Origin of the sequence: Bradyrhizobium sp. dw_411 (assembly GCF_018449695.1) — a bacterium.
In the GTDB taxonomy this organism is placed as follows: Bacteria; Pseudomonadota; Alphaproteobacteria; order Rhizobiales; family Xanthobacteraceae; genus Bradyrhizobium.
In genome coordinates, this window is sequence record NZ_JAAVUY010000010.1 from 299,456 (window position 1) to 321,601 (window position 22,146).

Here is a 22,146-nt window from a genome sequence, read left to right on the forward strand (position 1 = left end):
AGCATCGAACCCGGAATCTCGAGATTCCCCGAAGCGCAATTGCGCATCTGAGGTCTGGTCCTGCGGACCATCCCGGAATGACGGTGTTACCCTCTCAAAACTTCTCCACCCAGGGCCGCAATTCCAGTTCCCAGGTCCAGGCATTGCGCGGCTGTTGCAGCACGTTCCAGTAACCCTGCGCAATGCCATCGGGATCGAGCATCGAATCCGGTCTGTCGGCAGGCTCGACGCGTACCGAGCTGCGAATGCCGCCATCGATCACGAAATGCGCGACGTGAATGCCCTGCGGCGACAATTCGCGCGCCATGCTCTGCGCCAGACCGCGCAGTGCGAATTTGCCCATCGCAAACGGCGCGGACTGCGGATAGCCCTTGACGCTGGCGGAAGCGCCGGTGAACAGGATCGCGCCGTGTTTGTTCGGCAGCATGCGCTTTACGGCCTGCTGCGCCACCAGAAAGCCGCCGAACGCACTCACCGCGATCGCCTGCGCGACCTCCGCCGGCACGAGATCGACGAAGTTACCCCGGGCCCGCGCGCTGGCATTATAGACGACTATATCGGGCACGCCCATTTCGCGTTCGACCAGACCGAACAGGCGCTCGACCTCGCCGGCATCGGTGGCATTGCAGGCGAAGGCGCGCGCACCGGTCTCGGCGCAGAGCGCGCCGAGCTTTTCGATCTGGCGTGCGGCCAGCGCAACGCGAATGCCTTCGCGGGCCAGCAGCCGCGTCAGCGAAGCGCTGATGCCTTCGCCGGCGCCGACGATCAGGGCATTCTTGTATGTGGGCGTTTCCATGGGGAGATCCTTATGCGGCGGTTGTAATGAAAATTGCAGCTGGCCTTGGCCGGGCAGGGCGACAGTCCGGCATTTGGTGTGCGATAGTTCCCAAAAACAGATGTGGAAACGACCAAGAGAATTCAATGCAGCCGGTCAAACATAATCCCATTGCAAATTCAGCCGACCAGCCGGGATTGCTCGCGCCTGACACCTCGGGAATGAATTTCTACCAGGCCGATCCCGCGCTGAAAGATTTGCTACGCATCCATCTGCCGGATGCGCTGTTTCGCCATATAGAGCCGCATCTCGACCGGCTCGGCGCGCTGGCCGGCGGTCATCTCGATGAATGCGCGCGGCTCGCCGACCGGCATGTGCCGGTGCTGCATCAGCGCGACCGTTTCGGCCGCGACGCGCAATGGATCGAATATCATCCGGCCTACCGCGAGCTGGAACGCCACGCGTTCGGCGAGTTCGGCATTCACGCGATGTCGCTGCGCAAGGGCATCATGGGCTGGCCGGATAAATATCCCGTGGTGGCCAAGCACGCCTTTACGTTCTTGTTCAATCAGGCCGAGTTCGGGCTGGGATGCCCGATCAATGTCACGGACGGATGTGCCAAGCTGCTGGCGAATTTCGGCGATGAAGCCTTGAAGGCCAGATACCTCGACGGCCTTACCCAGACCGATATGACAAAACTGACCCAGGGTGGCCAGTTCATGACCGAGAAGGAAGGCGGCTCCGACGTCGGCAAGCTGACGACGACGGCGATGCCGGAAGGCGATCACTGGCGCCTGTCGGGCGAAAAGTGGTTCTGCTCCAATGCCGACGCCGAAGTCGTGATGCTGCTGGCGCGGCCACAAGGCGCGGTCGGCGGCACGCGCGGCGTCGGATTGTTTCTGATGCCGCGCAGGCTCGATGACGGCTCGCCCAATCACTACCGGATCGTCAGGCTGAAGGACAAGCTCGGCACCCGCTCGATGGCATCGGGCGAGATCAAGCTGGAAGGCGCGATTGCCTATGCTGTTGGAAAGCTCGACCGCGGCTTCGTGCAGATGGCCGAGATGGTCAACTCGTCGCGGCTTTCCAACGGCGTCAAATCGACCGCGCTGATGCGGCGCGCGCATCATGATGCGATGACGGTCGCGCAGAATCGCGTGGTGTTCGGCAGCCGGATTCTCGATCTGCCGCTGGCGCGCCGCCAGTTGATGAAGATCATGCTGGCGACCGAGCAGGCGCTGTCGATGAGCTTTCTCACTGCGGACGCGCTCGACCGCGCCGAAGCGGGTAGCCAGGACGCCGCGACGTTGCTGCGCATATTGACGCCGACGCTGAAATATCGCGCCACGCGCGATGCGCGCAAGGTCTGCGGCGATGCGCTGGAGATGCGCGGTGGCATCGGCTATATCGAGGAATTCGCCACCGCGCGGCTGTTGCGCGACGCCCATCTCGGTTCGATCTGGGAAGGCACCGGCAATATCGTCGCACTCGATGCCTTGAAGCGCGCGGTCGGCCGTCATGGCGCCGATGCGGCCTTGGCCGCCGATCTTCATGCAAGGCTCGATGACAGCACCAGCGTGCCGCAGGCCTGGCGCGATCGCCTGCGCGGGTTGACCGATCGCGCGGTGGGTTTCGCGCGCGAAGTCGCAGGGCGTAGCGAGCACGAAGCCGAAGCGCGGCGTGCTACAAGCTTGCTCTATCATGTCGCCAGCGCCGTCGCGCTGGCCTGGGAAGCCGGGCGCATCCATGAGATGCGCGGCGATGCCCGCCGGCTGTTGCTGTCGCGCATGGTGATCGATCACCGTGTTGAGGTGGGCGATCCGTTCCGGTTAACGGACAATGCACAGCAGCGCGCGATGACCGAGCATCTGCTCGGCGAGCGCGCGGTTGGGATGGTTGAAGTTGGCGAGTTGGTCGTGGCGTGAGCTTGACGGTGTTGTTCCCTGTCGTCATGCGCGGGCTTGACCCGCGCATCCATCCATCTTCATAAAAAGCTCTTCTCAAGAATGATGGATTGCCGGGTCAAGCCCGGCAATGACGGTCGGTTAATCGTCAAACTCCGGCGGCGGAACAAAGCCGCCGAATTCGCGCTCGATCAGTTCGGCGAGTTTCAACGGCGTGCGATCTTCCCACATCGGCCCGACAATCTGGACGCCGATCGGCAGCCCGTCCGGGGACAGGCCGATCGGGATCGCGGTCGCCGGCAGGCCTGGCAGGGAGGCAATCCCCGGCCATGCCAGTTGATCGGGATAGGCGTAATCCTTGCCGTCGATCTCGATGCGGCGCGCTTCCTGTTCCGGCGAATGATCGTGCGGATAGGCCGGTGTCGGCAATACCGGACAGATCACCGCGTCGAAGCTTCCGAATAATTTGCGCCACTGCGATTTCAAAATCGCGCGGCCGCGATCGGCCAGTATCCAGTCGCGATGGCTGAGCACGACACCGCGCAGGCGTTCCGCCGCCAGACTCATGTCCTCGGCCGACAGTTGCGACGCGTCAGCGCTCGCGCCGGCAAGGATATCCGGCGGGAACGTCGAGGCAAGCAGCGACAACAGGATGCGCATGTAAAGCCGCGATGTGACAGTGAAGTCCGGCAATAGCGCGCTCTCGCGTTGCACTTTGACGCCGGTCTTGCCGAGATTCGCGGCGAGTGTGTCGATCGCTGCGCGCACCGCCGCATTGGTCGGCATCACCGGGTGGCTATCGATCAGCAGCACGCGAAAATTCTTCAACGCGCTATGACGCGGCGGCGGGAGCGCCAGAGTGTAGGCGGTACCGGAATCGAGCGGGTCCGGTCCCGCGATCACATCAAGCAGCAGCGCAAGGTCGGCGGCCGAGCGCGCCATCGGCCCAATCACCGCAAGGTCGCGATCGGACGGCAGCGGCGGAAATGGCGGCGGCAGGTGGCCGCGAGAGGGCACCAGCGCGAAGGTTGGCTTATGCGCATAGATGCCGCAGTGGAACGCCGGCACGCGCAACGAGCCGCCAAGATCAGAGCCGAGCGACAATGCGCCATACCCTGCCGCAAGCGCGGCCGACGATCCGCCGGAGGAGCCTCCGGGCGTGCGGCCGAGATTGTAGGGATTGTTGGTGATGCCGTAGATATCGTTATAGCTCTGCCAATCGCCGAGCCCGACCGGCACGTTGGTCTTGCCGAGCAGCACAGCGCCCGCGGCTTTGATGCGCGAAATCGCCAGCGCGTCTTCCGGCGGCACGAAATCTTTCTGTTCCGTAAAGCCCCAGGTCGTAGGCAGCCCCGCGACATTGTAGGATTCCTTCACCGTCATCGGAATGCCGAGCAGCGGTCTTGTTTCGCCGCGCGCCAATGCGGCATCGGCGGCGCGAGCCGCCTCCAGGCCGCGATCGAAATCGCGCACGCAAACCGCATTGATCTTGCCGTCGTGTCGTTCGATACGATCGATCGTATGCTGCGCCAGTTCCACCGCCGAAACCTTTTTCGCGGCAAGCGCGGCGGATAGTTCCACGGCGCTCTTGAAACTCCATTGTGATGCGACCAAGACGTGCTCCCGATTTTTTATGTTATGCGGATGATGCGCAGTTTGCGCGCGCCCGCAAGCGTCGCGCGCGATGCATCAACGCATCGTGTGAACCCGCGCGTCACATTTCCGCAGTTTATCCGGTTTTTGCGCCTGATCGGTATTGCGCGGGAAGCTACGCAGCCCCAATGAGAATGCCGACCGCGAGCACGATGACGCCGCCCAGCACGACCTGAAACACCGCCTGCAGGAATGGCGTGTCCATGTATCGCGCGCGAATATAGGCAATGGCCCACAATTCAAAGAACACCACGACACCGGCGATGGCGGTCGCGATCCAGAAGGCGTTGGCCCATGAATCCGGAACCAGATAGGCCATGGTGTGACCAAGTCCGCCAATCGCTGTCATCACGCCGCTGGCGGCGCCGCGCAACCAGGGTGAACCGCGGCCGGTCAACGATCCGTCGTCGGACAGCGCCTCGGCGAATCCCATGCTGATACCGGCGCCGATCGAGGCGGCGAGGCCGACCAGAAACGTCTGCCAGTTCTGATGGGTCGCAAAGGCCGCAGCGAACAATGGCGCCAGTGTCGAGACCGATCCGTCCATCAATCCGGCCAGTCCCGGCTGGACATATTGCAGAACAAAAATCCGCCGGCGGGTTTTGTCTTCCTCGGCGCGCACGTCGGGCGACAAAATCTTGTCGGTCAGCTTGGCCGCAATCGTCTCATGGCCTTTTTCGGCCTCGGCGAGATCGCCGAGCAGCCGGCGGACGCCGACATCTTCGGCTTGCTCGGCGGCCTTGATGTAGAATCGCTCGGCTTCGAACTCCATCGTCCCGACTTCCTTGCGGATGGTGTCGAGCGACAGATTCTTGGTCAGCCAGATCGGTCGGCGGCGCAAAAATCCCCGGACATTGTCGCGGCGGATCGGCGGCAGATGTTTGCCGAAACGCTGCTCGTATAATTCCAGCAGCCGGTGGCGATGGCCTCTTTCTTCCTCGGCCATCTCTTCGAATATCCTGGCTGACTCCGGGTACCGCTCCGCGAGATCTTCTGCGAAACTCATGTAGATGCGGCTGTCTTCCTCCTCCGAGGAGATCGCAACCGCGAGCACTTCGCGCTCGGTCAAATCAGCGAAATTCTTCACGTCAGGCACCCTTATATACAGTTTAGAATCATTCTAAATTGTATATAAGCGGCCGTCGTGCGCACGTCAAATCATTCAGCGGCCCGCGCCGCGCGCAGAAAATCCAGCAACAGCCGATTTACTTCAGCGGGTTGCTCCTGCTGCACCCAATGGCCGGCGCCATCGACCAGATGACAGCCGAGCATGCGCGTACAGACGGTGGACTGCATGGTCTCGAACACGCCGGGGCGCTGGTAAGTGCCCCAGTCCTGCTTGCCCGAGATGAAACAAGAGGGCACGTCGATGCTGCGGCCAGAAAAGGTTTCGAGTTCGGCGGTGAACGCGCCCGAGGTGCCGCAGCGATACCATTGCAACCCGCCCTGGAATCCAGTGCGTTCATATTCGGCGCTGTAGAACGCGAGTTCGCGTTCGGGCAGCCATGTATTGGCGGCGATGACTTCCGCCGACGGCATTTCCGCAGCCACGGTCTCGGCCATGTTGCGCGCCAGGTCCATCACATAATAGGTCGGGAGCTTTGCCAGTTCGGTCGCGGTCCAGCCCTGCAGCGGATAAGGCTTGTTGGCTTTCCAGTCGGCGCTCTTGTGATGATAGTAGGCGCGCAGGAAATCATGTACGCCTTGCGGCGCGCGGTGCATATCCGCATCGGCCTCGCGGGTCGAGTAGTACCATTGATAATGCTTGCGGGGCCGCGGCAGTGCCGCGAGGTCGCGATGCACGGGATCTTCCGGCTTCGGCTTTGAAGACTTGTCGGCGGTACTTAACGGAATCGGTGGTGGCCCGGCGAACGGGGCGCTCATCAGCACGACCGATCGAAACACATCGGGACGCGCCAGCGCGCACCACGCGGCGACCGAACTGCCGAAATCATGCCCGACCACGGCGGCAACGCTGCGATAGCCGAAGGCTGAGACAAGACCGAGCGCGTCGCGCACCAGATTGAGCAGCCGGAACGAATGGAGATCGCCGTCGTAATTTCCGTCCCAGCCGGTGGTGCGGCCGTAGCCGCGCTGATCCGGGGCGATCACGTGATAGCCGGCCTCCGCCAGCGCAGGCATCACCTTGCGCCAGCTGAAGCTCAGTTCGGGAAAGCCGTGCAGCAGCAGCACGCAAGGCCGTTCACTGGTTTCGAACCCGGCTTCCAGCACATGCATGCGCAGGCCGTTGATGCCGTCGACGAAGCGGGAGCGGATGCCGGGAGGCAGCGGGATGTCGGGGAGGGCAATTTTCTCGTTCACAGGCTGGGTCTCCTCATGGTGAGGAGGCGCGCAAGCGCCGTCTCGAACCATGAAGCTACGTATCGCTCATCCTTCGAGACGCGCGCAAGGGCGCGCTCCTCAGGATGAGGTATGCGCAACCTTACAGCCGCTCCACGATCGTCACATTGGCCATGCCGCCGCCTTCGCACATGGTCTGCAGGCCGTAGCGCTTGTTGCGCTGCTTCAGCGCGTTGATCAGCGTGGTCATCAGCTTGGTGCCGGAGCCGCCGAGGGGATGGCCAAGCGCGATCGCGCCGCCATTGACGTTGAGCTTTGCCGGGTCGGCGCCAGTGGTCTTCAGCCATGCAGTGGGCACCGAGGCAAAGGCTTCGTTGACTTCGAACAGGTCGATGTCGTCGATCGACATGCCGGCCTTCTTCAGCGCGCGCTCGGTGGCATGCAGCGGCGCGTCCAGCATGATCACGGGATCGCCGCCCATCATGGTCATGTGATGGACCCGCGCCATCGGCTTGATGCCGAGCGATTTCAAGCCCTTTTCGTTGACGACCATTACCCCGGAGGCGCCGTCGCAGATCTGGCTGGCGCTCGCGGCAGTGAGCTTGCCGTTCTCGGCGATCAGCTTGACGTTGCGGATGCCTTCAAGACTTGCATCGAAACGAATGCCTTCGTCGATCGCATGGGTATCGGTCGAACCATCGGCGCGGGTGATCTGCAGCGGAATGATCTCGTCCTTGAACTTGCCGGCCTGGGTCGCTGCAATGGCGCGCTGGTGGCTCTCATAGGCGTAAGCGTCGAGTTCGTCTTTGGAGAGGCCGTATTTCTCGGCCATCATCTCCGCGCCGGTGAACTGGCTGAACTGGATATTGGGATAGCGCTTCTCGATGTTCGGGCTCTTGTAATGGCCAAAGCCGTTCTTGGCCGGTAGCGACGAGGCCAGGCCCATCGGTACCCGCGTCATCGCCTCGACACCGGCGGCGATCACGATATCCATGGTGCCCGACATCACCGCCTGTGCCGCAAAGTGCAGGGCCTGCTGCGACGAGCCGCATTGGCGGTCGATCGAGGTGCCGGGCACGCTCTCCGGCAGTTTCGAGGCCATGATGGCGTTGCGCGCGATGTTGTTGGACTGTTCGCCGGCCTGCATCACGCAGCCCATGATCACGTCTTCGATCAGGTCGGGGGCGGCACCCGAACGCTCTACCAGAGAGTCCAGCACGGCGGCGGCGAGATCCGCCGGATGCCAGCCGGCGAGCCGGCCTCCCTTGCGGCCCCCGGCGGTGCGGGCGGCAGCGACGATATAGGCCTCGGCCATGGGCGGTCTCCCTGATTGTTATGGGTCGGCTTGTTTGAAGTTGGCAGGATTTAAGTGGCGCGGGACGATTTAGTCAATCAATCAATTAACTCTTGAGTGCGGCGGTTTCCTCGGGTTATCTGCGGGTCTCTTCTCCGGCAGACGTTCAGGTTAGTTATGGGATCACAATTGAATACCGGCATGCCGGCCAGGCTCGCGCCGACGAAAAGCACCACCGCCGAGAAATTACTCGTCGCGGCCAGCGAGTTGATGATCGAGCGCGCTGGCGTCGAGATTTCACTGAGCGACATTGCCCAGAAGTCCGGCGTTAACGCCGCGCTGGTGAAATATCATTTCGGCAACAAAGATGGCCTGTTGCTGGCGCTATTGGCGCGCGATGCCGCGACCGAAATGGCGCAGCTCGATTATCTCTGGGCGCAACCGATTACGCCGACCGCGAAACTGAAACTGCACATCGCGGGCATCATCCGCGCCTATCATCAGTTCCCCTATATGAACCGGCTGATCCACTACCTCTTGCACGAGAGCAACGGGCCCGCCGCCGACGAAGTTTCCAAATTCTTTGTCGCGCCGCTTTTGGATTTTCATCGCCGGCTGCTGGCGGAAGGCATCAAGGCCGGCGAATTCCGCAAGGTCGATCCGGTGCTGTTCTACACCAGCCTAATCGGAGCCTGCGATCATCTGTTTTTCGGACGGCGAGCGATGTCGCGCGCGACCGGCGTCGGGCCGGTCACTGACGAAGTCTGCCGCCAATATATCCGGCACGTGGAAGCGCTGATTTGCGGCGGCCTGCTGACGGCGAATACGGAGCAGAAGGCGGCGCCTTCGGGGTGACGATCGCGGGGCTCCACGAATAACAAGAACACAAAGACAAAAGGTAGAGGAAACGCCCAGGGAAAGGTTTGAACCATGCAGTTGAAGGATGTTGCCGTTCTCATCACCGGCGGCGGGTCCGGTCTTGGTGCTGCGACCGCCCGCGCGATGGCTGCCAAGGGCGCGAAGATTGCCGTGCTCGATCAGAGCAAGGAGAATGCCGAGAAGGTCGCCGCCGAAGTAACAGGCGTTGCCGTTGTGGCCGATGTCACCGACGAGGACGGCGTCAAGGCCGCGATCGCGAAGGCCGAGGCGGCGCATGGCATCGCGCGCGTGCTGATGAATTGCGCCGGGATTGGCGGTTCGCAGCGCATCGTCGGCAAGGACGGCGTCTATCCCCTGGCCAAGTTCGCCCGCATCATCAATGTCAACCTGATCGGTACTTTCAACGTGCTGCGGTTGTTTTCGGAACGTTTGCTGACCGAAGCCCCCATTGGCGAAGAGCGCGGCGTCATCATCAACACCGCGAGTGTCGCCGCCTATGAGGGCCAGATCGGGCAGATCGCCTATTCGGCCTCGAAGGGCGGCGTGGTCGGACTGACACTGCCGGCAGCGCGCGATCTCGCCCAGCACAAGATCCGGGTCAATACGATTGCGCCGGGTCTCTTTCTGACGCCGCTATTGATGGGGCTGAGCGAAGAAGCGCGCACCAGTTTGGGCGCACAGGTGCCGCATCCAGCGCGGCTCGGCGATGCCAGTGAATACGGCAATCTCGCGGTTCACATCGTGGAGAACGCGATGCTCAACGGCGAGACCATCCGGCTCGACGGCGCGATCCGCATGGCGCCAAGGTAGATTTTTCTTTCCCCTCTCCCTTGTGGGAGAGGGTGGCTCGAATGAGCGCAGCGAATTCGAGACGGGTGAGGGGTTACGGTCTATCGATGGAAAGTAACCCCTCACCCAACCGAATCTACGGCTAACGCCGGTGCTGCCCTCTCCCACAAGGGGAGAGGGCACGGCAATTGACATCGGGTTCGCTGACGCGGGAGCGCGTCTACGCTGGCCGATAGACAAAGGCACCCGTCATGAATTTCGATTTCTCCGACGAGCAAAAACAACTCCGCAACGAGGCGCGAAAGTTTCTCGCCGAGCACTGCTCGTCGAAGGCTGTGCGAGAAGTGCTCGACGGCAAGCAGCCGTATGATCGCAAGCTCTGGAAGGGCCTCGCCGGCATGGGCTTTCTCGGGGCCGCGATCCCGGAAGAATTCGGCGGTGCAGGCGCCGGGCATCTCGAGCTCTGCGTGATCGCCGAAGAGATGGGCCGCGCGTTGGCGCCGGTCCCGTTTTCCTCCACGGTCTATCTGGCGGCGGAGGCCATCCTGATGGCGGGCGATGACGCGCAAAAGCAGAAATGGCTTCCGTTGCTGGCCTCGGGCGGCGCGATCGGCACGCTGGCGCTGTTCGAAGGCAAGGGCAATCCTTCGCCGCAGGCGATCAAGCTCGCGGCGTCCGGCGGCAGCCTCAACGGCGTGAAGAAGCCGGTGCCGGACGGCGCCATCGCAGACGTCGCGGTTGTCGCGGCGCGAACCGGCTCGAGCGGACGCGAGACGGATATTTCGCTGTTTCTGGTGGACATGAAGTCCGAAGGCGTCGAGGTCAAGTCACTGACCAACATCGATCCGTCGCGCGGCCAGGCCGAAATCACCTTCCGCAATTGCAAGGCCGAGCCGCTCGGGCCCGCTGGCGAAGGCTGGAGCGTTATTTCGCAGGTGCTGGACCGTGCCGCCGTGCTGATGGCGTTCGAGCAGGTCGGCGGCGCCGACCGTGCGCTCGAAATGGGCCGCGATTACGCGCTCGATCGCATCGCGTTCGGGCGGCCGATCGGTTCGTTCCAGGCGGTAAAGCACATGCTCGCCGACATGTATGTCTCGGCGACGCTGGCGCGGTCAAATTGCTATTACGGCGCCTGGGCGCTCTCGACCAATGCTTCGGAACTGCCGGAGGCGGCCGCTGCGGCCCGCATCAGCGCGACGCAGGCGTTTCAGCATTGCGCCAAGAACAACATCCAGGTCCATGGCGGCATGGGTTTCACCTGGGAGTTCGACTGTCACATGTATTACCGCCGCGCCAACGCGACCGCTTTGGGGCTCGGCAGTCTTTCCTATTGGGAAGACGCGCTGATCGATCAAATGCGCAAGCGCAACGCGGCGTGAGCTTTTGACGACCGTAGGATGGGTTGAGCGCAGCGAAACCCATCGCAACGCGGACATTACATGATGGGTATCGCTGCGCTCAACCCATCCTACGAAACCGCGAGACAGGTATGGGATCGAGAAATGAATTTCGATGATACTCCGCAGGAAGCCGCGTTCCGTGCCGAAGCAAAAGCGTGGATCGCAGCTAACGCGCCAAAGCAATATGAAGAGGAACTGAAAAAATCCTCACTCGGCCGCACCGAGCTCAAGGGCGCGAACCTTCTGGAAGTTGCAAAAGCCTGGCAGAAGAGGAAGGCCGACGCCGGTTGGGCCTGCCTGCACTGGCCCCGGGAATATGGCGGGCGCGGAGCGACGCCGATCGAGCGCGTGATCTGGCAGCAGGAAGAGGGCGCGTTCAGCAAGCTGAGTTATGTGTTCATCATCGGCCACGGCATGTGCGGCCCGACCATGATGGCGTTCGCAGGCGACGATCAGAAACGGAAATATCTGCCGCCGCTGGCCTCGGGCGAAAAGATCTGGTGTCAGTTGTTTTCCGAACCCGCCGGTGGATCGGATGTCGCGGGCCTGCGCACACGCGCGCAGAAGAGCGGCGACGGTTGGATCATCAACGGCCAGAAAATCTGGACTTCGGGTGCGCATTATTCGGATTACGGCATTCTTCTCACTCGCACCGATCCCGAGGCGCCCAAGCACAAGGGGCTCACCATGTTCTTTCTGGACATGAAGAGCAAAGGCGTCGAAATCAAGCCGATCAAGCAGGCCAATGGCCAGTCCGATTTCAACGAGGTGTATTTCACCGATGTCAGAATTCCGGATGCGCAGCGGCTCGGCGCCGTCAATGACGGCTGGAACGTGTCGCTGACCACGCTGATGAACGAGCGGATGTCGATCGGCGCGGGCGTCGCGACCGGCTTTCCGGAGCTGTTTGAATTCTGCAGCAATCTGATGCTGGAAGACGGGCTTGCGATCGATGATCGTAACGTTCGTTCGAAGCTGGCGCAGTGGGCGGTGCGCGCCAGCGGGCTGAAATATACCAGCATGCGCGCGATCTCGGCGCTGTCGAAAGGCGAGCGTCCGGGCCCCGAAAATTCGATCGGCAAACTCGTTGCGGGTTCGATGATCCAGGATATCGCCGCCTATGCGATGGATCTGCAGGGCGCGGCAGGCGTGCTGAGCGGACCTGGGGACGCCGAGGCGGCCGGAAAATTCCAGGCGATGCTGCTGCGCGCACCGGGAACCCGCGTCGAAGGCGGCACTGACGAGATCATGCGCAATATCATCGCCGAGCGCGTGCTCGGATTGCCCGGCGATATCCGGGTCGACAAGGACGTGCCGTTCAATAAGATACCGACCAAAGGCCGGTGAACATGTCAGAGAACGCTATGAAGACTCCAGGTAGCCGATTCAGCATTGAAGAGCGAGTCGGCGTGCTGGAGGAATTGCTGGGCGAACGCTATTCTTGCCGCGCATACCGGCCCGATCCGGTGCCGCGTTCGACCATCGAGCGCATATTAACGGCAGCGCAACGCACCGCGTCGTGGTGCAACAGCCAGCCGTGGCAGGTCGTGATCGCGAGCGGGGCGGCGAAGGAGCGCTTTCGCGCAGCGATCTACGCCGCGGCCAGTTCCGGCGCGCCTGACGATGGCGACTTTTCGTTTCCGCGCGAATATCGCGGGGTCTATCTCGATCGCCGCCGCGAAAGCGGCTTCCAGCTCTACAATACGCTCGGCATCGTGCGCGGCGACAGGGCGGCCTATGCCAGGCAGTCGCTGGAGAATTTCAATTTCTTCGGCGCACCGCACGTCGCCATCATCCACAGCGACGAAGCGCTCGGCATTTATGGCGCGATCGACTGCGGCGCCTATGTCGGTAATTTTCTGCTGGCCGCGCAGGCGCTGGGTCTCGGCGCCATCCCGCAGGCGGCGCTGGCGCATCAATCAGGATTGATCCGGCGTCATTTTGGGCTGGGCGACGACCGGCGGGTGGTGTGCGGGATTTCGTTCGGCTTTCCGGACCGGGATCACAAGATCAACAGTTATCGGACCTCGCGCGCGGGGATTCCGGAAGCGGCGACGTTTGTGGATGAATAGGGCGAGGGCGCGTCTAGCTCTGTCCTCATCCAGAGGAGCGCGTTCTTACGCGCGTCTCGAAGGATGGCAACGAGTCCACGTGTTGCATCCATCCTTCGAGACGCGGCCAAGAGGCCGCTCCTCAGGATGAGGCCGGAGGGCAGTCTTCCCCAGTCAAAGTAGTCTTCCCCCGTCAAAACCTTGGCGGGCGCTTCTCCGCAAACGCCTTGATGCCTTCCTTGATCTCCGCGCCGCGCATGCTGTCGCGGGCGCGCTGATCGGCGGCGGCCTCATCGAGTTCGCCGCGCGCGAATTCGTTGATGGCGCGTTTCATGCCGCGCATCGCGACCGGCGCGTTGCCGGCCAGAATCGCCGCCAGCCGGTCGACTTCCTCGTCCAGCGCCTCGGCTGGCACCATCGAAGTAAGGTAGCCGATCCGCAGCATCTCGGCGGCGCCGATTTTCTGCGCGGTCAAAAACAGCTTTCGGGCATTGTCGGCGCCGAGCCGCGACACGTAGCGCCGGATGCCGCTCGTGTAATAATGCAGGCCCAGCCGCGCCGCCGGCATGAACATCTCGGATGTATCGACGCCAATGCGGAAATCGCAGGCTAGCGCCAGATCGGTCGCGCCGCCATAGACCCCGCCATTGAGCCGGCAGATGGTGGGAACGCCGAGATCTTCGAGCCGGTTGACGACAATCTCGAACGCCGATCCCGCGCTCTGCTCTTCGACGGTACTGGTGGCGCGCTCGGTGATCGAATTGAGGTCATAGCCGGCGCTGAAGGCACGGCCGGTGCCGGTGAGCACCAGCACGCGGATGGCCGCAGCGGATTCGATCCGGTCGAACAGCCGCAGCAGCGCGTCGAGGTCATCGGGCTGCAGGCGATTGAGATGCTTCGGCCGGTTGAGGCGGATGGTGGCACGGGCGCCATCGATTTCGAGCAGCGGCGTCGTCGCCGTCTCCGCGGCTTCCGGCATGGTTTTCTCCATTGGGTTTGAGCATGATCTGTTCGGAAAACCGGTTACCACTTTTCCGGATCATGCTTATTTATTTTCCAGCGCGCGTCGCTGGGCTTCCGCGTCGATGGTTTCGACCAGATCGGGATGCCGTGCCATCAGCATGCGAAAGTCCACGAGATCGAGCACCAACAGTCTCGATACCCGCGTGGTGGTGATATTGGCGGAGCGCAGACTGCTGCCGAGCAGTGCCATTTCGCCGAAAAAAGCGCCCTCGCCGAGCGCGACTTTCTTTCCTGGCAGATCGACCTCGACCTCGCCGGAGGCGATGAAATACATGCAGTCGCCGGTCTGCCCCTTGCGGATGATCATGGTGCGCGTTGGCAGGTCTATAGTGCGCAGCATATTGGTGACGTCGGCGATCGCCGCCGGACCGAGGGCCGCAAAGAACGGCACCTTGCTGACCGACTCCCAGGTCCTGAGGAAATTGTCGCGGCGGGTTTCCGCGGCGAATCCGGTCGCGAGGATACCGGTCCAGAGCCCGAACACACCAAGGCCGCAGATCATCACGGCGGCTGCCACCATCCGGCCAAGCGGGGTAACCGGCACGACATCGCCATAACCCGTTGTAGTCAAGGTCGCGACCGCCCACCACAGTGCCGCGGGCACGCTGCCGAAGGCGGCCGGCTGATAATCGCGCTCCAGAAAATGCTCCGCCACCGAGGCTACGAACAGCACCATCAGGAAAATCACCAGCACGCTCAAGAGCGGCCCGGATTCCACCACCAGCACCCGGCGCAATTGCCGCAAGCCGCGAATCCCCGGGATCACCTTGAGCATCCAGGCGATAGAGAGCAGCCAGGCGGTCCTGGGCTCTACGCCAAGGATCATGGCCAGCGGTACCGCGATCGCAGCGGCGGTATCGATCAGGCCACGGCCGGATGTCGCATAGATCCATCCACGTTGCGCCTCAAAGGCGTGACGAAGCCGGACCACCCATTCGAACACAAAATAAGCCAGGCAGGCCCACAGCAGCGCATCGACCCAGCGGTGCGCGGCCTCATAGGCGGGATTGACCGTCAGCAGAACCATCATCGCGACGCCGGTCGCAATCGCGATATAGGCCGCCTTGGTCAGGTTGCGGCCGGTCGTTTCGGCCACAAATTGCTCAAACGGCTTGGTCATTGGAAGGCGATGCCTGTCGATGGATGAACTCTGATCGGCCATGCCGGGCATGACCGCGCTGCAAAGTGCCCGGGCTGGGCAAGGCCGTCAACGCCGGCCCGAAAACTGCGTTATCGCCGGACCGGGAATGGCCTTCAAGACACGCCATGAACGCCATCCCTGTGCTCTTGCGCCCCTATGCGCTTTGCGCTGACTTGACGATCACGACATTGTCGTCATGGCCGGCGTGCCGTTTCAGGCTCTCGCGTCGCATGCCGATCTCGTCGCGCACCAATTCATAGCCGAGCTTGAACGTATCCAGTCCGTCGCTGGAGATGGTGCCATCGCGCAGTCCGATCACGGCACCTCGCAAGATGGTCTCGAGTTCATCCTGCAGTTTGTCGATCGCATCCAGTGTGGTGGCGCTGGCGGTCCGCTCGCCGATGTCGAGAATGGCGGTTGCCAGTTCGCTGGCCTTCTCCGGCGCAATCCGCGTCACCTTGGTATAGAGCCCGGCAAAGATCGAACCGATGATGCCGAGTGTAGCCACGGCCAGGTACAACAGATCGCTGTAGCGCTCGAGGAACGATTTGCCGGTGTCGTTGATATATTCGGCGACGCCCTGATGCGCGACGATGAAAGCATTCTTGTCGACGTCGGCCGGTTCGATCTTGGAGGCGAAGCCGTTGTCCAGCGCGAGTTCAGCCTTGTTTTCATAGATCGTGCGCGCGAGCTCTCCGGCTGTACTCGATGATATCCGGGATTGCGCAACCAGAAGCCACTCCAGTCCGACCGTATCGAGATCGTCATCGGGCAGCAGCGGTGCGGAGGACAATGTCCCGGTCGCCAGCGTTTCTTCCGAGATGCCCGGATTTCTTCGGATCAGCACCTTGGATTCGTCGATCGCGTTCAAGGTAAAGGCGCCGCGCCTGGCATATTGTTCGAAGGTCTTGTCCTTGACGATCGCCGAGGCGTGCGCGATGGCGATTACTGCGCCATAGCCGCCCGCGGCGAACAGTTTGTCGAGTGTCGAATTGGGCGGCGCCATCTGGACTTTTGAGGTGGCGTCGGGGCCATCGGGAATGTCGAGGATGTGACGAACGAATGCGGCGTTGTTGTCGCCGTCGGCCAGCACTGCGATCTTCTTTTTCTTCAGTTCGGCGAGCGAAGCGATCTTCTTGCCGCCGGGACTCATCAGCAACAACACATCATGCTCGAGGATCGTGAGCGCGCGGGCGCGGGGCGGGATCCTGGCGTCGGTGCGCAGCACCGCGAGATCGGCGTCCTTGCGATCGAACTGCGCCAAAGCCTTGGTATTGTCGGTGTTGGTCACGATCTTGAGGTGCAGCCGCGAAGAAGTGTTCTTGAGCACGGCGGTAAGCCTCGTGGCGAAACGGGCCTCGGTGCCGTTGGCATTTCCGACCGCGAAGGTCAGCGTTTCGGAATTCCGCAGCCAGATGCGGCCGCCCCACACCGTTGCAACGGTCAGAAGCAAGGTCAGTGCGGCAAACAGCAGCATCTGCCGGCGGTTGCTCACAACGACGCGCGCGTGCGGGGCCGAAGGCGGCGGTGGGACTTCAGCACTCATGGCTCATACCCGTATTCCGGGCGCCTGGTCGTCATTCCGGCGCCGAGAGCCGCCCGAACGAGAGCGTAAATATCTAAAAAAGAACAGTAATTTTCCTATTTGCGGATGATATCCGGCCCCGCGCGGATTGCAAATCCGGTGGGCCGGTAACCTTACCTTTGCGGCCTAACCGTTGCCTCTTGAATCCCTGCAGAACCTGTGCCGAGCCGAGTTGTAGCGCCATTGGGCCACACTTCACACTTTTCGAGTTCCACGCAGGTGCATTCTGTTTCCGGAGATGTCATAAATAACCAATACCGGTCGAATTGCCCGGGTTGAGAAGAAGTGGCGCACAACGCCTCCTGTCCTGCTCGTGCCGTTCCCAGTCAGTCTTCCGAGGGCGTCAGCTTTGTCGTTTCCCCCCATGTCGTCGTCGGTTCCGGTAGGCCTTCTGATCGGATGGATGCTGCTGCTGACCTTCAAGCACGTCATCGGCGATTTTGTGCTGCAGACTTCCTGGATGGCGATCGGCAAGGATCAGAAGACCGGATGGGCGCTGCCGCTGCTGGCGCATTGTCTGGTGCATCTGGCCGTTGCGATGGCGTTGATCCTGGCGATCGCGCCGCGATTCTGGTTTGTCGCGGTGATCGATTTCGTCATTCACATCATCATCGACCGCGCCAAGGGATTATGCGCCTCGAGCTTCGGCGTGACGCTGGAGTCCGGGCACCCATGGTTCTGGACGCTGATCGGGGTCGATCAGGCGCTGCATCATCTCACGGGATTCGGCCTGTCGATCTTTATGGCGGCGAACGGCTGATCTGATTCGCGTTCCGCACCAGTACGATCATCCGGTGCGGCTCGACGTTCCGTTCGATCGGGATCAGGCCCAGCCTTCGATTCGACGTCGGGTGCGTAAAGCCGATCGGATCGAGGTGGGGGCCCGAATCACCGCGGCACCTGCCGAATCGGATGTTTCGTTCAAGTTCCCCGCAAGCTTCCCCGTACGACTACCGGGTCCCTTGGTTAACCCTTCGTTAGAGAATTGCAATGCATCCTGCGCATTGGGAGATATTGCAAATGTTTTCAAGCCGGGAAGCCTTCGAGAACGATTTTTGCCCCGTCCGAGACGAATTGCTCGGTGAGATGTATCGCGCCAACGAAAACGGCTTGCCGCAGTTGGTGGAGAGCGTCTCTTCCGAAGTCCGGGCGATGCTGGCGCTGTTCTGTTATCGCCGAAGCCACCTGCATTCGCTGGCGGTCTCGATCGCCGCGAGCTGCAGCGAGCGCGAACTGATCCAACTGGGCGGACGCGTCGGTTCCACATTGTATACGCTGTCGCGCGAAGCGCCGACCACGCGCTCTTCGACGTCGTCGGCCTATGGCAATCGCAAGCCGATCACGCTGTCGACCAAGCCGCTCAGCACGTTCTCGCCGGTTGACGACGAACTCGACGAAGATCTCGTCGAAGCCGTCACGGCATAGGCTTGGAGATCACGTAGGGTGGGTTAGCGAAGCGTAACCCACCGTTTCTCTCGGAGATTATCGCGACCGCGGTGGGTTACGGCTTCGCCTAACCCACAATCCGAATCACCCCTGGCACTGCCAGCCCGTGCCGTTTCCTTGCCATCGCGCATTCGGGATCGCCGGGCATGCAGGTCCGGCAGACTTCCGGCCGTACCGTATAGATCGTGCATGCCGTCGCCTCGCCGACCTTGCCCGATAGCGCCGAGCACCGGTCGCCGTCGCAACGCATGCCCGACAGTCGTTCGTTGACGAATTTTTCCGGGATCAAATCGAGCGCCGAATCGTCCTCGGTGGTGAACCGGGGCCAGTTGGCCGAATAAGCACAGCAGGCGCCACAGGCCTGGCACGGGCTGTCGGTACTCCCTGCGATATCGCTGATTTCCATCGCTCCCGTTTAGAACATGATCCCGAATGCGGAAACCACAAACCTGCGTCAAACGTCGCTCGGTTGTTCCCAGACCAGGCTTCGGCGCCAGCGCGCTTTCAGCAGATCGCGCCGCTCGGGGTATTTTTCATCGAGATGCTGGGCATCGACCACGCGGTCGGTTCGAAAACTGCGGAAATCCTTGCGCAGTTCGCAATAGGCCGCGAGAATCCGCACCGCTTCGTGATAGCCGATCGCGATCGGCCAGATCGTGCGATCACTCTCGCGACCGTGTTCGTCGCGGTAGCGCAGCGTGATTTTCTTGCCCTCGTGAATTTGCGCGCGCGTTCGCGCCATGTCGATGCGGTCGGGCTCCCGCCGCCAGTCCGGCCGGGCGCGGCTGGCGGGCTCCAGCACAAACGGCCTCAGCCGGTCGGGCACGGTGTCGGCGATCTTGGCCATCAGATCTTCGGCGGCTCTTGCCAGCACCGCGTCGGCATGTCCCGCCACCCATTGCGCGCCGAGCACCGCCGCTTCGATCTCGTCGGGGGTGAGCATCAGCGGCGGCAGGTCGAATCCCTTCTCCAGAATATAGCCCATGCCGGCCTCGCCGCGGATCGGCACGCGCTGTCCGATCAGGGTGGCGATGTCGCGGTAGATCGTCCGCTTGGACGTCTCCAGCTCGGCGGCAATCGCATCCGCGGTCAGCGGCTTCCGGGTGCGGCGGAGCACCTGGATGATCTGAAACAACCGGTCGGCACGTCTCATGAGGGGTCTCTTGAAGCGTCTGTTTTCACGGGCAGCCTCGTCACTGCTGACAGCATGTTGGCAGCAGGCGGCAACTATAACGGGACAACACTCCAACCAAGAGGACTTTGTCCATGATGATTCTTTACGGCCTCGACTTCTGGAACACGATGTCGCCGCTGCTGACACCACGGTGGCAGCAGGGACTGGCTAGCCTGAAACGCCTGTTTGGGAAATCGGGAGCACCCACGTGATCACTTTGTATGGTTTCGGCCAGGGCTTCGGCCTGCCGGAAAAGAGCCCTTTTGTGACCAAGACCGAAGTCCAGCTGAAAATGGCCGGGCTTTCCTATCGCAAGGAAAAGGCGATGCCGCCGGCCTCGCCCAAGGGGCAATTGCCGTACATTGTCGACGAGGCGGAGAGCATCGCCGATTCGACCTTCATTCGCGCGCATATCGAAGGCAAATATGGCTTCGATTTCGACGCGCCCCTCAGTCTGCAGGCGCGTGCGCAGGCCTGGGCGTTCGAGCGCATGATCGAACATCATGTTTATTGGGCCATGGTCGGCGCACGCTGGGTGGACCCTGAGAATTTTGCCAAGGGGCCCGCGCACTTCTTCGATGGCGCGCCGGAGCATCTACGTGAAAAGCTGCGCGAGGACGCGCAATTCCGGGTCGCGGAGAATTACCTGTTGAGCGGCCTCGGCCGCCATGCGCCCGACGAGGATATCGACCTCGCGCTGCGTTCGCTGTTTGCGCTGTCGGTTCAACTGGGGGACAAGCCGTATCTGATGGGCGATGAGCCCTGCGGCACCGATGCGACCGCCTTCGGCGCACTGGCCGGAATCCTGACGCCGTTTTTCGTGTCGACCTTGCGCGATGAAGCCGAGAAATTCCGCAATCTCTCGGCCTATGTCGACCGGATGATGCTGCAGTATTACCCGGACTTCGCCTGGACGTCGGTGCGGCAGGCCGCCTGACTCAATGCGCCGGAGCGGACTCGCCCTTCAAGGCGGCGAGTTCCGCTTCCAACTCAACAATCCGCGCATCGCGTGACGCCAGCGCCGCCGCCACGTCAGCGCTGTCGAACTTCTGCGGGATGTGCTGGGGACAATTGAGGTCCCATGCGACGACCTTGAACAGGATCACCTGTTCGGGCCGCGCTTTGTAGCCCTGCGGCATCAGCGATTTCATCAGCGCCGGATCGTCATCGACCACCCGGGCCTCGCCCCAGATCTTCACCCGGTGGCGATGGGCGTAGTCCATCACGAAGATATGCGCCTTCGGGTTTTCCGAGAGGTTACCTTGCGTGATGTATTGCCTGTTGCCGGCGTAGTCGGCGAAGGCCAGCGTGGTCTTGTCCAGGATTTTGACAAAACCCTTCGGGCCGCCGCGATGCTGGATGTAAGGCTGGCCTTCGGCGTTGGCGGTCGCGAAATAAAAGCTGTTGGTCTGCTCCAGGAAGGCCGCGAGGTCTTCATCGATTTCGGTGCGCCAGCCGCCATGTTCCTCGACATGCGCGTAGGAACGCCGTGAGCCTTTCCGGGTCTGGATTTCCTTCACCGCCGGGGTGAATGCCACGTCGCTCGGATAGGTGTGAACGTCCGACATCGTAAATCTCCTCCGCAAATCTCTCGGGGAAGTCGCCTCATAGTGTTGAGAGTCGATTTCCACCCCTCAAACATGGTCTCTTTGGCAAATTGAACAATCAGGCGGATTGACACTTCATCATTGCGATATATGAAATAATGCGATGGATCGCATCGAGGCTATGCAGGCTTTTGTCGCGGTGGCCGACCTCCGGGGTTTTGCGCCGGCGGCCCGCAAACTTGGCCTGTCGCCATCAGGGGTAACGCGGCTGATCGCCGCGCTGGAAGAGCATCTTGGCGCGCGGCTGCTGCAGCGGACCACGCGGTCGGTGGCGCTGACCGATGTCGGTTCGCGCTACCTGGAACGCGCGCGCCGCATTCTCAGTGATGTCGAGGAAGCCGAAGATTCAGCGCAGGACGAGCGGGCGACGCCGGGCGGCCGGCTGGTGGTCTCGGCGCCGGTCGGGTTCGGGCGTCTCCATGTCAGTCCGATCATGTCGGAATATCTGAAGATTTATCCCGGAGTGTCCGGCGATCTGCGGCTGTCGGATCGCGTGGTCAATCTGGTGGAAGACGGCGTCGATCTCGCGGTTCGAATCGGCCATTTGCCGGATTCCAGCCTGGTGGCGCGCCATGTCGGCGAGATGCGGCGGATCGTGGTCGCCTCGCCGGGCTATCTCAAGGCGCACGGTGAACCCGATACGCCGGAAGCCATCGCCTCGCATCAGACGATCCGGTTCGGCGCCACGATGGCGGCGCCGGATTGGCTGTTTGTCAGGGAAGGCGAGGAGATTCACATCGCGACCACGCCGCGCTTGACCACCAACAGTTCCGACGCCGCGGTTAACTTCGCAGCGCAGGACGGCGGCCTGACGCGGCTCTTGGCCTATCAGGCGGCAGACGCGATCAAGGCCGGCCGATTGAAAGTCGTGCTCGCAAAATTCGAGCAGCCGGCACTGCCGATTCACATCGTCTATCCGACATCGCGGCTGTTATCGGCGAAGGTGCGCACCTTCATCGATCTCGTGACCCAAATCAGCGACTGGCATTTCGGCGGGCCGTAAAGCCGTTGCCGTCATTAGAGCGTTTTCGAGTGAAGTGGATACCGGTTCGCGTGAAGAAAACGCGTAAAACAAAAGATTAGATGTGGAGCCTCAACAGGTTGTCCTCGGACTGACCGAGTCA

General features: G+C 61.9%; 21 protein-coding genes. 10 read left to right on the forward strand and 11 right to left on the reverse strand.

Annotated features, from left to right (window positions below; all coding sequences use genetic code 11):
- Positions 1-94 precede the first annotated feature (94 nt).
- The gene (locus HB676_RS19410; protein ID WP_213739524.1) at positions 95-796 is read right to left on the reverse strand and encodes an SDR family NAD(P)-dependent oxidoreductase; all 702 of its coding nucleotides are present in this window, start codon (positions 794-796) and stop codon (positions 95-97) included.
- A 125-nt stretch (positions 797-921) separates the two neighbouring features.
- On the opposite strand from HB676_RS19410, the gene HB676_RS19415 reads away from it, so the two are divergent.
- Positions 922-2,700, forward strand: coding sequence for an acyl-CoA dehydrogenase family protein (locus HB676_RS19415; protein WP_213739525.1), 1,779 nt, complete (start codon positions 922-924; stop codon positions 2,698-2,700).
- Between the two features lie 120 nt (positions 2,701-2,820).
- On the opposite strand, the gene HB676_RS19420 is transcribed toward HB676_RS19415, so the two are convergent.
- From HB676_RS19420 to HB676_RS19435, 4 genes are all read right to left on the reverse strand, one after another.
- Positions 2,821-4,293 carry an amidase gene (locus HB676_RS19420; protein ID WP_213739526.1) on the reverse strand — a complete coding sequence of 491 codons (1,473 nt, stop codon included), beginning with the start codon at positions 4,291-4,293 and terminating at the stop codon, positions 2,821-2,823.
- A gap of 154 nt (positions 4,294-4,447) precedes the next feature.
- On the reverse strand, positions 4,448-5,419 hold the full coding sequence (mbfA, locus tag HB676_RS19425; RefSeq protein ID WP_213739527.1) for an iron exporter MbfA: 972 nt from the start codon (positions 5,417-5,419) through the stop codon (positions 4,448-4,450).
- A 71-nt stretch (positions 5,420-5,490) separates the two neighbouring features.
- Positions 5,491-6,654 (reverse strand): alpha/beta hydrolase, encoded by a 1,164-nt coding sequence (locus HB676_RS19430; RefSeq protein ID WP_346347380.1) that lies wholly within the window; start codon positions 6,652-6,654, stop codon positions 5,491-5,493.
- 121 nt (positions 6,655-6,775) lie between these two features.
- A complete protein-coding gene (locus HB676_RS19435; RefSeq protein WP_213739529.1) occupies positions 6,776-7,948 on the reverse strand; it encodes an acetyl-CoA C-acetyltransferase in 1,173 nt (390 codons plus the stop codon).
- Between the two features lie 156 nt (positions 7,949-8,104).
- On the opposite strand from HB676_RS19435, the gene HB676_RS19440 reads away from it, so the two are divergent.
- The 5 genes from HB676_RS19440 (at position 8,105) to HB676_RS19460 (ending at position 13,067) form a co-directional block, all read left to right on the forward strand.
- Positions 8,105-8,782, forward strand: a complete 678-nt coding sequence (locus HB676_RS19440; protein ID WP_213739530.1) for a TetR family transcriptional regulator — start codon at positions 8,105-8,107, stop codon at positions 8,780-8,782.
- 75 nt (positions 8,783-8,857) lie between these two features.
- Complete coding sequence (locus HB676_RS19445; RefSeq protein ID WP_213739531.1) at positions 8,858-9,616, forward strand: SDR family NAD(P)-dependent oxidoreductase; 759 nt, start codon at positions 8,858-8,860, stop codon at positions 9,614-9,616.
- A 230-nt stretch (positions 9,617-9,846) separates the two neighbouring features.
- Entirely contained in the window at positions 9,847-10,974 is a 1,128-nt protein-coding gene (locus tag HB676_RS19450; RefSeq protein WP_213739533.1) for an acyl-CoA dehydrogenase family protein, read from the forward strand.
- Positions 10,975-11,097: 123 nt separating this feature from the next.
- Complete coding sequence (locus tag HB676_RS19455) at positions 11,098-12,342, forward strand: acyl-CoA dehydrogenase (protein WP_213739534.1); 1,245 nt, start codon at positions 11,098-11,100, stop codon at positions 12,340-12,342.
- 17 nt (positions 12,343-12,359) lie between these two features.
- Entirely contained in the window at positions 12,360-13,067 is a 708-nt protein-coding gene (locus tag HB676_RS19460; protein ID WP_213739536.1) for a nitroreductase, read from the forward strand.
- Between the two features lie 172 nt (positions 13,068-13,239).
- On the opposite strand, the gene HB676_RS19465 is transcribed toward HB676_RS19460, so the two are convergent.
- The 3 genes from HB676_RS19465 to HB676_RS19475 all read right to left on the reverse strand — a co-directional run bounded on the left by HB676_RS19465 (position 13,240) and on the right by HB676_RS19475 (position 16,756).
- Positions 13,240-14,025 carry an enoyl-CoA hydratase/isomerase family protein gene (locus tag HB676_RS19465; protein ID WP_213739538.1) on the reverse strand — a complete coding sequence of 262 codons (786 nt, stop codon included), beginning with the start codon at positions 14,023-14,025 and terminating at the stop codon, positions 13,240-13,242.
- Between the two features lie 66 nt (positions 14,026-14,091).
- Positions 14,092-15,189: a cyclic nucleotide-gated ion channel gene (locus tag HB676_RS19470; protein ID WP_213739540.1), complete on the reverse strand. Its 1,098-nt coding sequence runs from the start codon at positions 15,187-15,189 to the stop codon at positions 14,092-14,094.
- Between the two features lie 175 nt (positions 15,190-15,364).
- Positions 15,365-16,756 carry a TAXI family TRAP transporter solute-binding subunit gene (locus HB676_RS19475; protein WP_213739541.1) on the reverse strand — a complete coding sequence of 464 codons (1,392 nt, stop codon included), beginning with the start codon at positions 16,754-16,756 and terminating at the stop codon, positions 15,365-15,367.
- Positions 16,757-17,198: 442 nt separating this feature from the next.
- Between HB676_RS19475 and HB676_RS19480 the strand changes: the two genes are divergently transcribed.
- Positions 17,199-17,555: a DUF3307 domain-containing protein gene (locus tag HB676_RS19480; RefSeq protein WP_213739578.1), complete on the forward strand. Its 357-nt coding sequence runs from the start codon at positions 17,199-17,201 to the stop codon at positions 17,553-17,555.
- Between the two features lie 260 nt (positions 17,556-17,815).
- Positions 17,816-18,220: a hypothetical protein gene (locus HB676_RS19485; protein WP_213739542.1), complete on the forward strand. Its 405-nt coding sequence runs from the start codon at positions 17,816-17,818 to the stop codon at positions 18,218-18,220.
- 88 nt (positions 18,221-18,308) lie between these two features.
- Here the strand turns inward: HB676_RS19485 and HB676_RS19490 are convergent, their stop codons facing one another.
- Both HB676_RS19490 and HB676_RS19495 read right to left on the reverse strand, forming a co-directional pair.
- Positions 18,309-18,647, reverse strand: a complete 339-nt coding sequence (locus tag HB676_RS19490; protein WP_213739543.1) for a YkgJ family cysteine cluster protein — start codon at positions 18,645-18,647, stop codon at positions 18,309-18,311.
- 48 nt (positions 18,648-18,695) lie between these two features.
- Positions 18,696-19,394: a YafY family protein gene (locus tag HB676_RS19495; protein WP_213739544.1), complete on the reverse strand. Its 699-nt coding sequence runs from the start codon at positions 19,392-19,394 to the stop codon at positions 18,696-18,698.
- Between the two features lie 229 nt (positions 19,395-19,623).
- On the opposite strand from HB676_RS19495, the gene HB676_RS19500 reads away from it, so the two are divergent.
- The gene (locus tag HB676_RS19500; RefSeq protein ID WP_213739545.1) at positions 19,624-20,352 is read left to right on the forward strand and encodes a glutathione S-transferase C-terminal domain-containing protein; all 729 of its coding nucleotides are present in this window, start codon (positions 19,624-19,626) and stop codon (positions 20,350-20,352) included.
- Between the two features lies 1 nt (position 20,353).
- Here HB676_RS19500 and HB676_RS19505 read toward each other — a convergent pair whose 3' ends face one another.
- Entirely contained in the window at positions 20,354-20,983 is a 630-nt protein-coding gene (locus HB676_RS19505) for a pyridoxamine 5'-phosphate oxidase family protein (protein ID WP_213739546.1), read from the reverse strand.
- A gap of 142 nt (positions 20,984-21,125) precedes the next feature.
- Between HB676_RS19505 and HB676_RS19510 the strand changes: the two genes are divergently transcribed.
- On the forward strand, positions 21,126-22,025 hold the full coding sequence (locus tag HB676_RS19510; RefSeq protein WP_213739547.1) for a LysR family transcriptional regulator: 900 nt from the start codon (positions 21,126-21,128) through the stop codon (positions 22,023-22,025).
- The last annotated feature ends 121 nt before the right edge of the window (positions 22,026-22,146 follow it).

Coding starts and splice junctions, on each gene's coding strand:
- HB676_RS19410 (WP_213739524.1), bottom strand. CDS start 796: ATGGAAACGCCCACATACAAGAATGCCCTGATCGTCGGCGCCGGCGAA.
- HB676_RS19415 (WP_213739525.1), top strand. CDS start 922: ATGCAGCCGGTCAAACATAATCCCATTGCAAATTCAGCCGACCAGCCG.
- HB676_RS19435 (WP_213739529.1), bottom strand. CDS start 7,948: ATGGCCGAGGCCTATATCGTCGCTGCCGCCCGCACCGCCGGGGGCCGC.
- HB676_RS19440 (WP_213739530.1), top strand. CDS start 8,105: ATGGGATCACAATTGAATACCGGCATGCCGGCCAGGCTCGCGCCGACG.
- HB676_RS19445 (WP_213739531.1), top strand. CDS start 8,858: ATGCAGTTGAAGGATGTTGCCGTTCTCATCACCGGCGGCGGGTCCGGT.
- HB676_RS19450 (WP_213739533.1), top strand. CDS start 9,847: ATGAATTTCGATTTCTCCGACGAGCAAAAACAACTCCGCAACGAGGCG.
- HB676_RS19455 (WP_213739534.1), top strand. CDS start 11,098: ATGAATTTCGATGATACTCCGCAGGAAGCCGCGTTCCGTGCCGAAGCA.
- HB676_RS19460 (WP_213739536.1), top strand. CDS start 12,360: ATGAAGACTCCAGGTAGCCGATTCAGCATTGAAGAGCGAGTCGGCGTG.
- HB676_RS19465 (WP_213739538.1), bottom strand. CDS start 14,025: ATGCCGGAAGCCGCGGAGACGGCGACGACGCCGCTGCTCGAAATCGAT.
- HB676_RS19470 (WP_213739540.1), bottom strand. CDS start 15,189: ATGACCAAGCCGTTTGAGCAATTTGTGGCCGAAACGACCGGCCGCAAC.
- HB676_RS19475 (WP_213739541.1), bottom strand. CDS start 16,756: ATGAGTGCTGAAGTCCCACCGCCGCCTTCGGCCCCGCACGCGCGCGTC.
- HB676_RS19480 (WP_213739578.1), top strand. CDS start 17,199: ATGCTGCTGCTGACCTTCAAGCACGTCATCGGCGATTTTGTGCTGCAG.
- HB676_RS19485 (WP_213739542.1), top strand. CDS start 17,816: ATGTTTTCAAGCCGGGAAGCCTTCGAGAACGATTTTTGCCCCGTCCGA.
- HB676_RS19490 (WP_213739543.1), bottom strand. CDS start 18,647: ATGGAAATCAGCGATATCGCAGGGAGTACCGACAGCCCGTGCCAGGCC.
- HB676_RS19495 (WP_213739544.1), bottom strand. CDS start 19,394: ATGAGACGTGCCGACCGGTTGTTTCAGATCATCCAGGTGCTCCGCCGC.
- HB676_RS19505 (WP_213739546.1), bottom strand. CDS start 20,983: ATGTCGGACGTTCACACCTATCCGAGCGACGTGGCATTCACCCCGGCG.
- HB676_RS19510 (WP_213739547.1), top strand. CDS start 21,126: ATGGATCGCATCGAGGCTATGCAGGCTTTTGTCGCGGTGGCCGACCTC.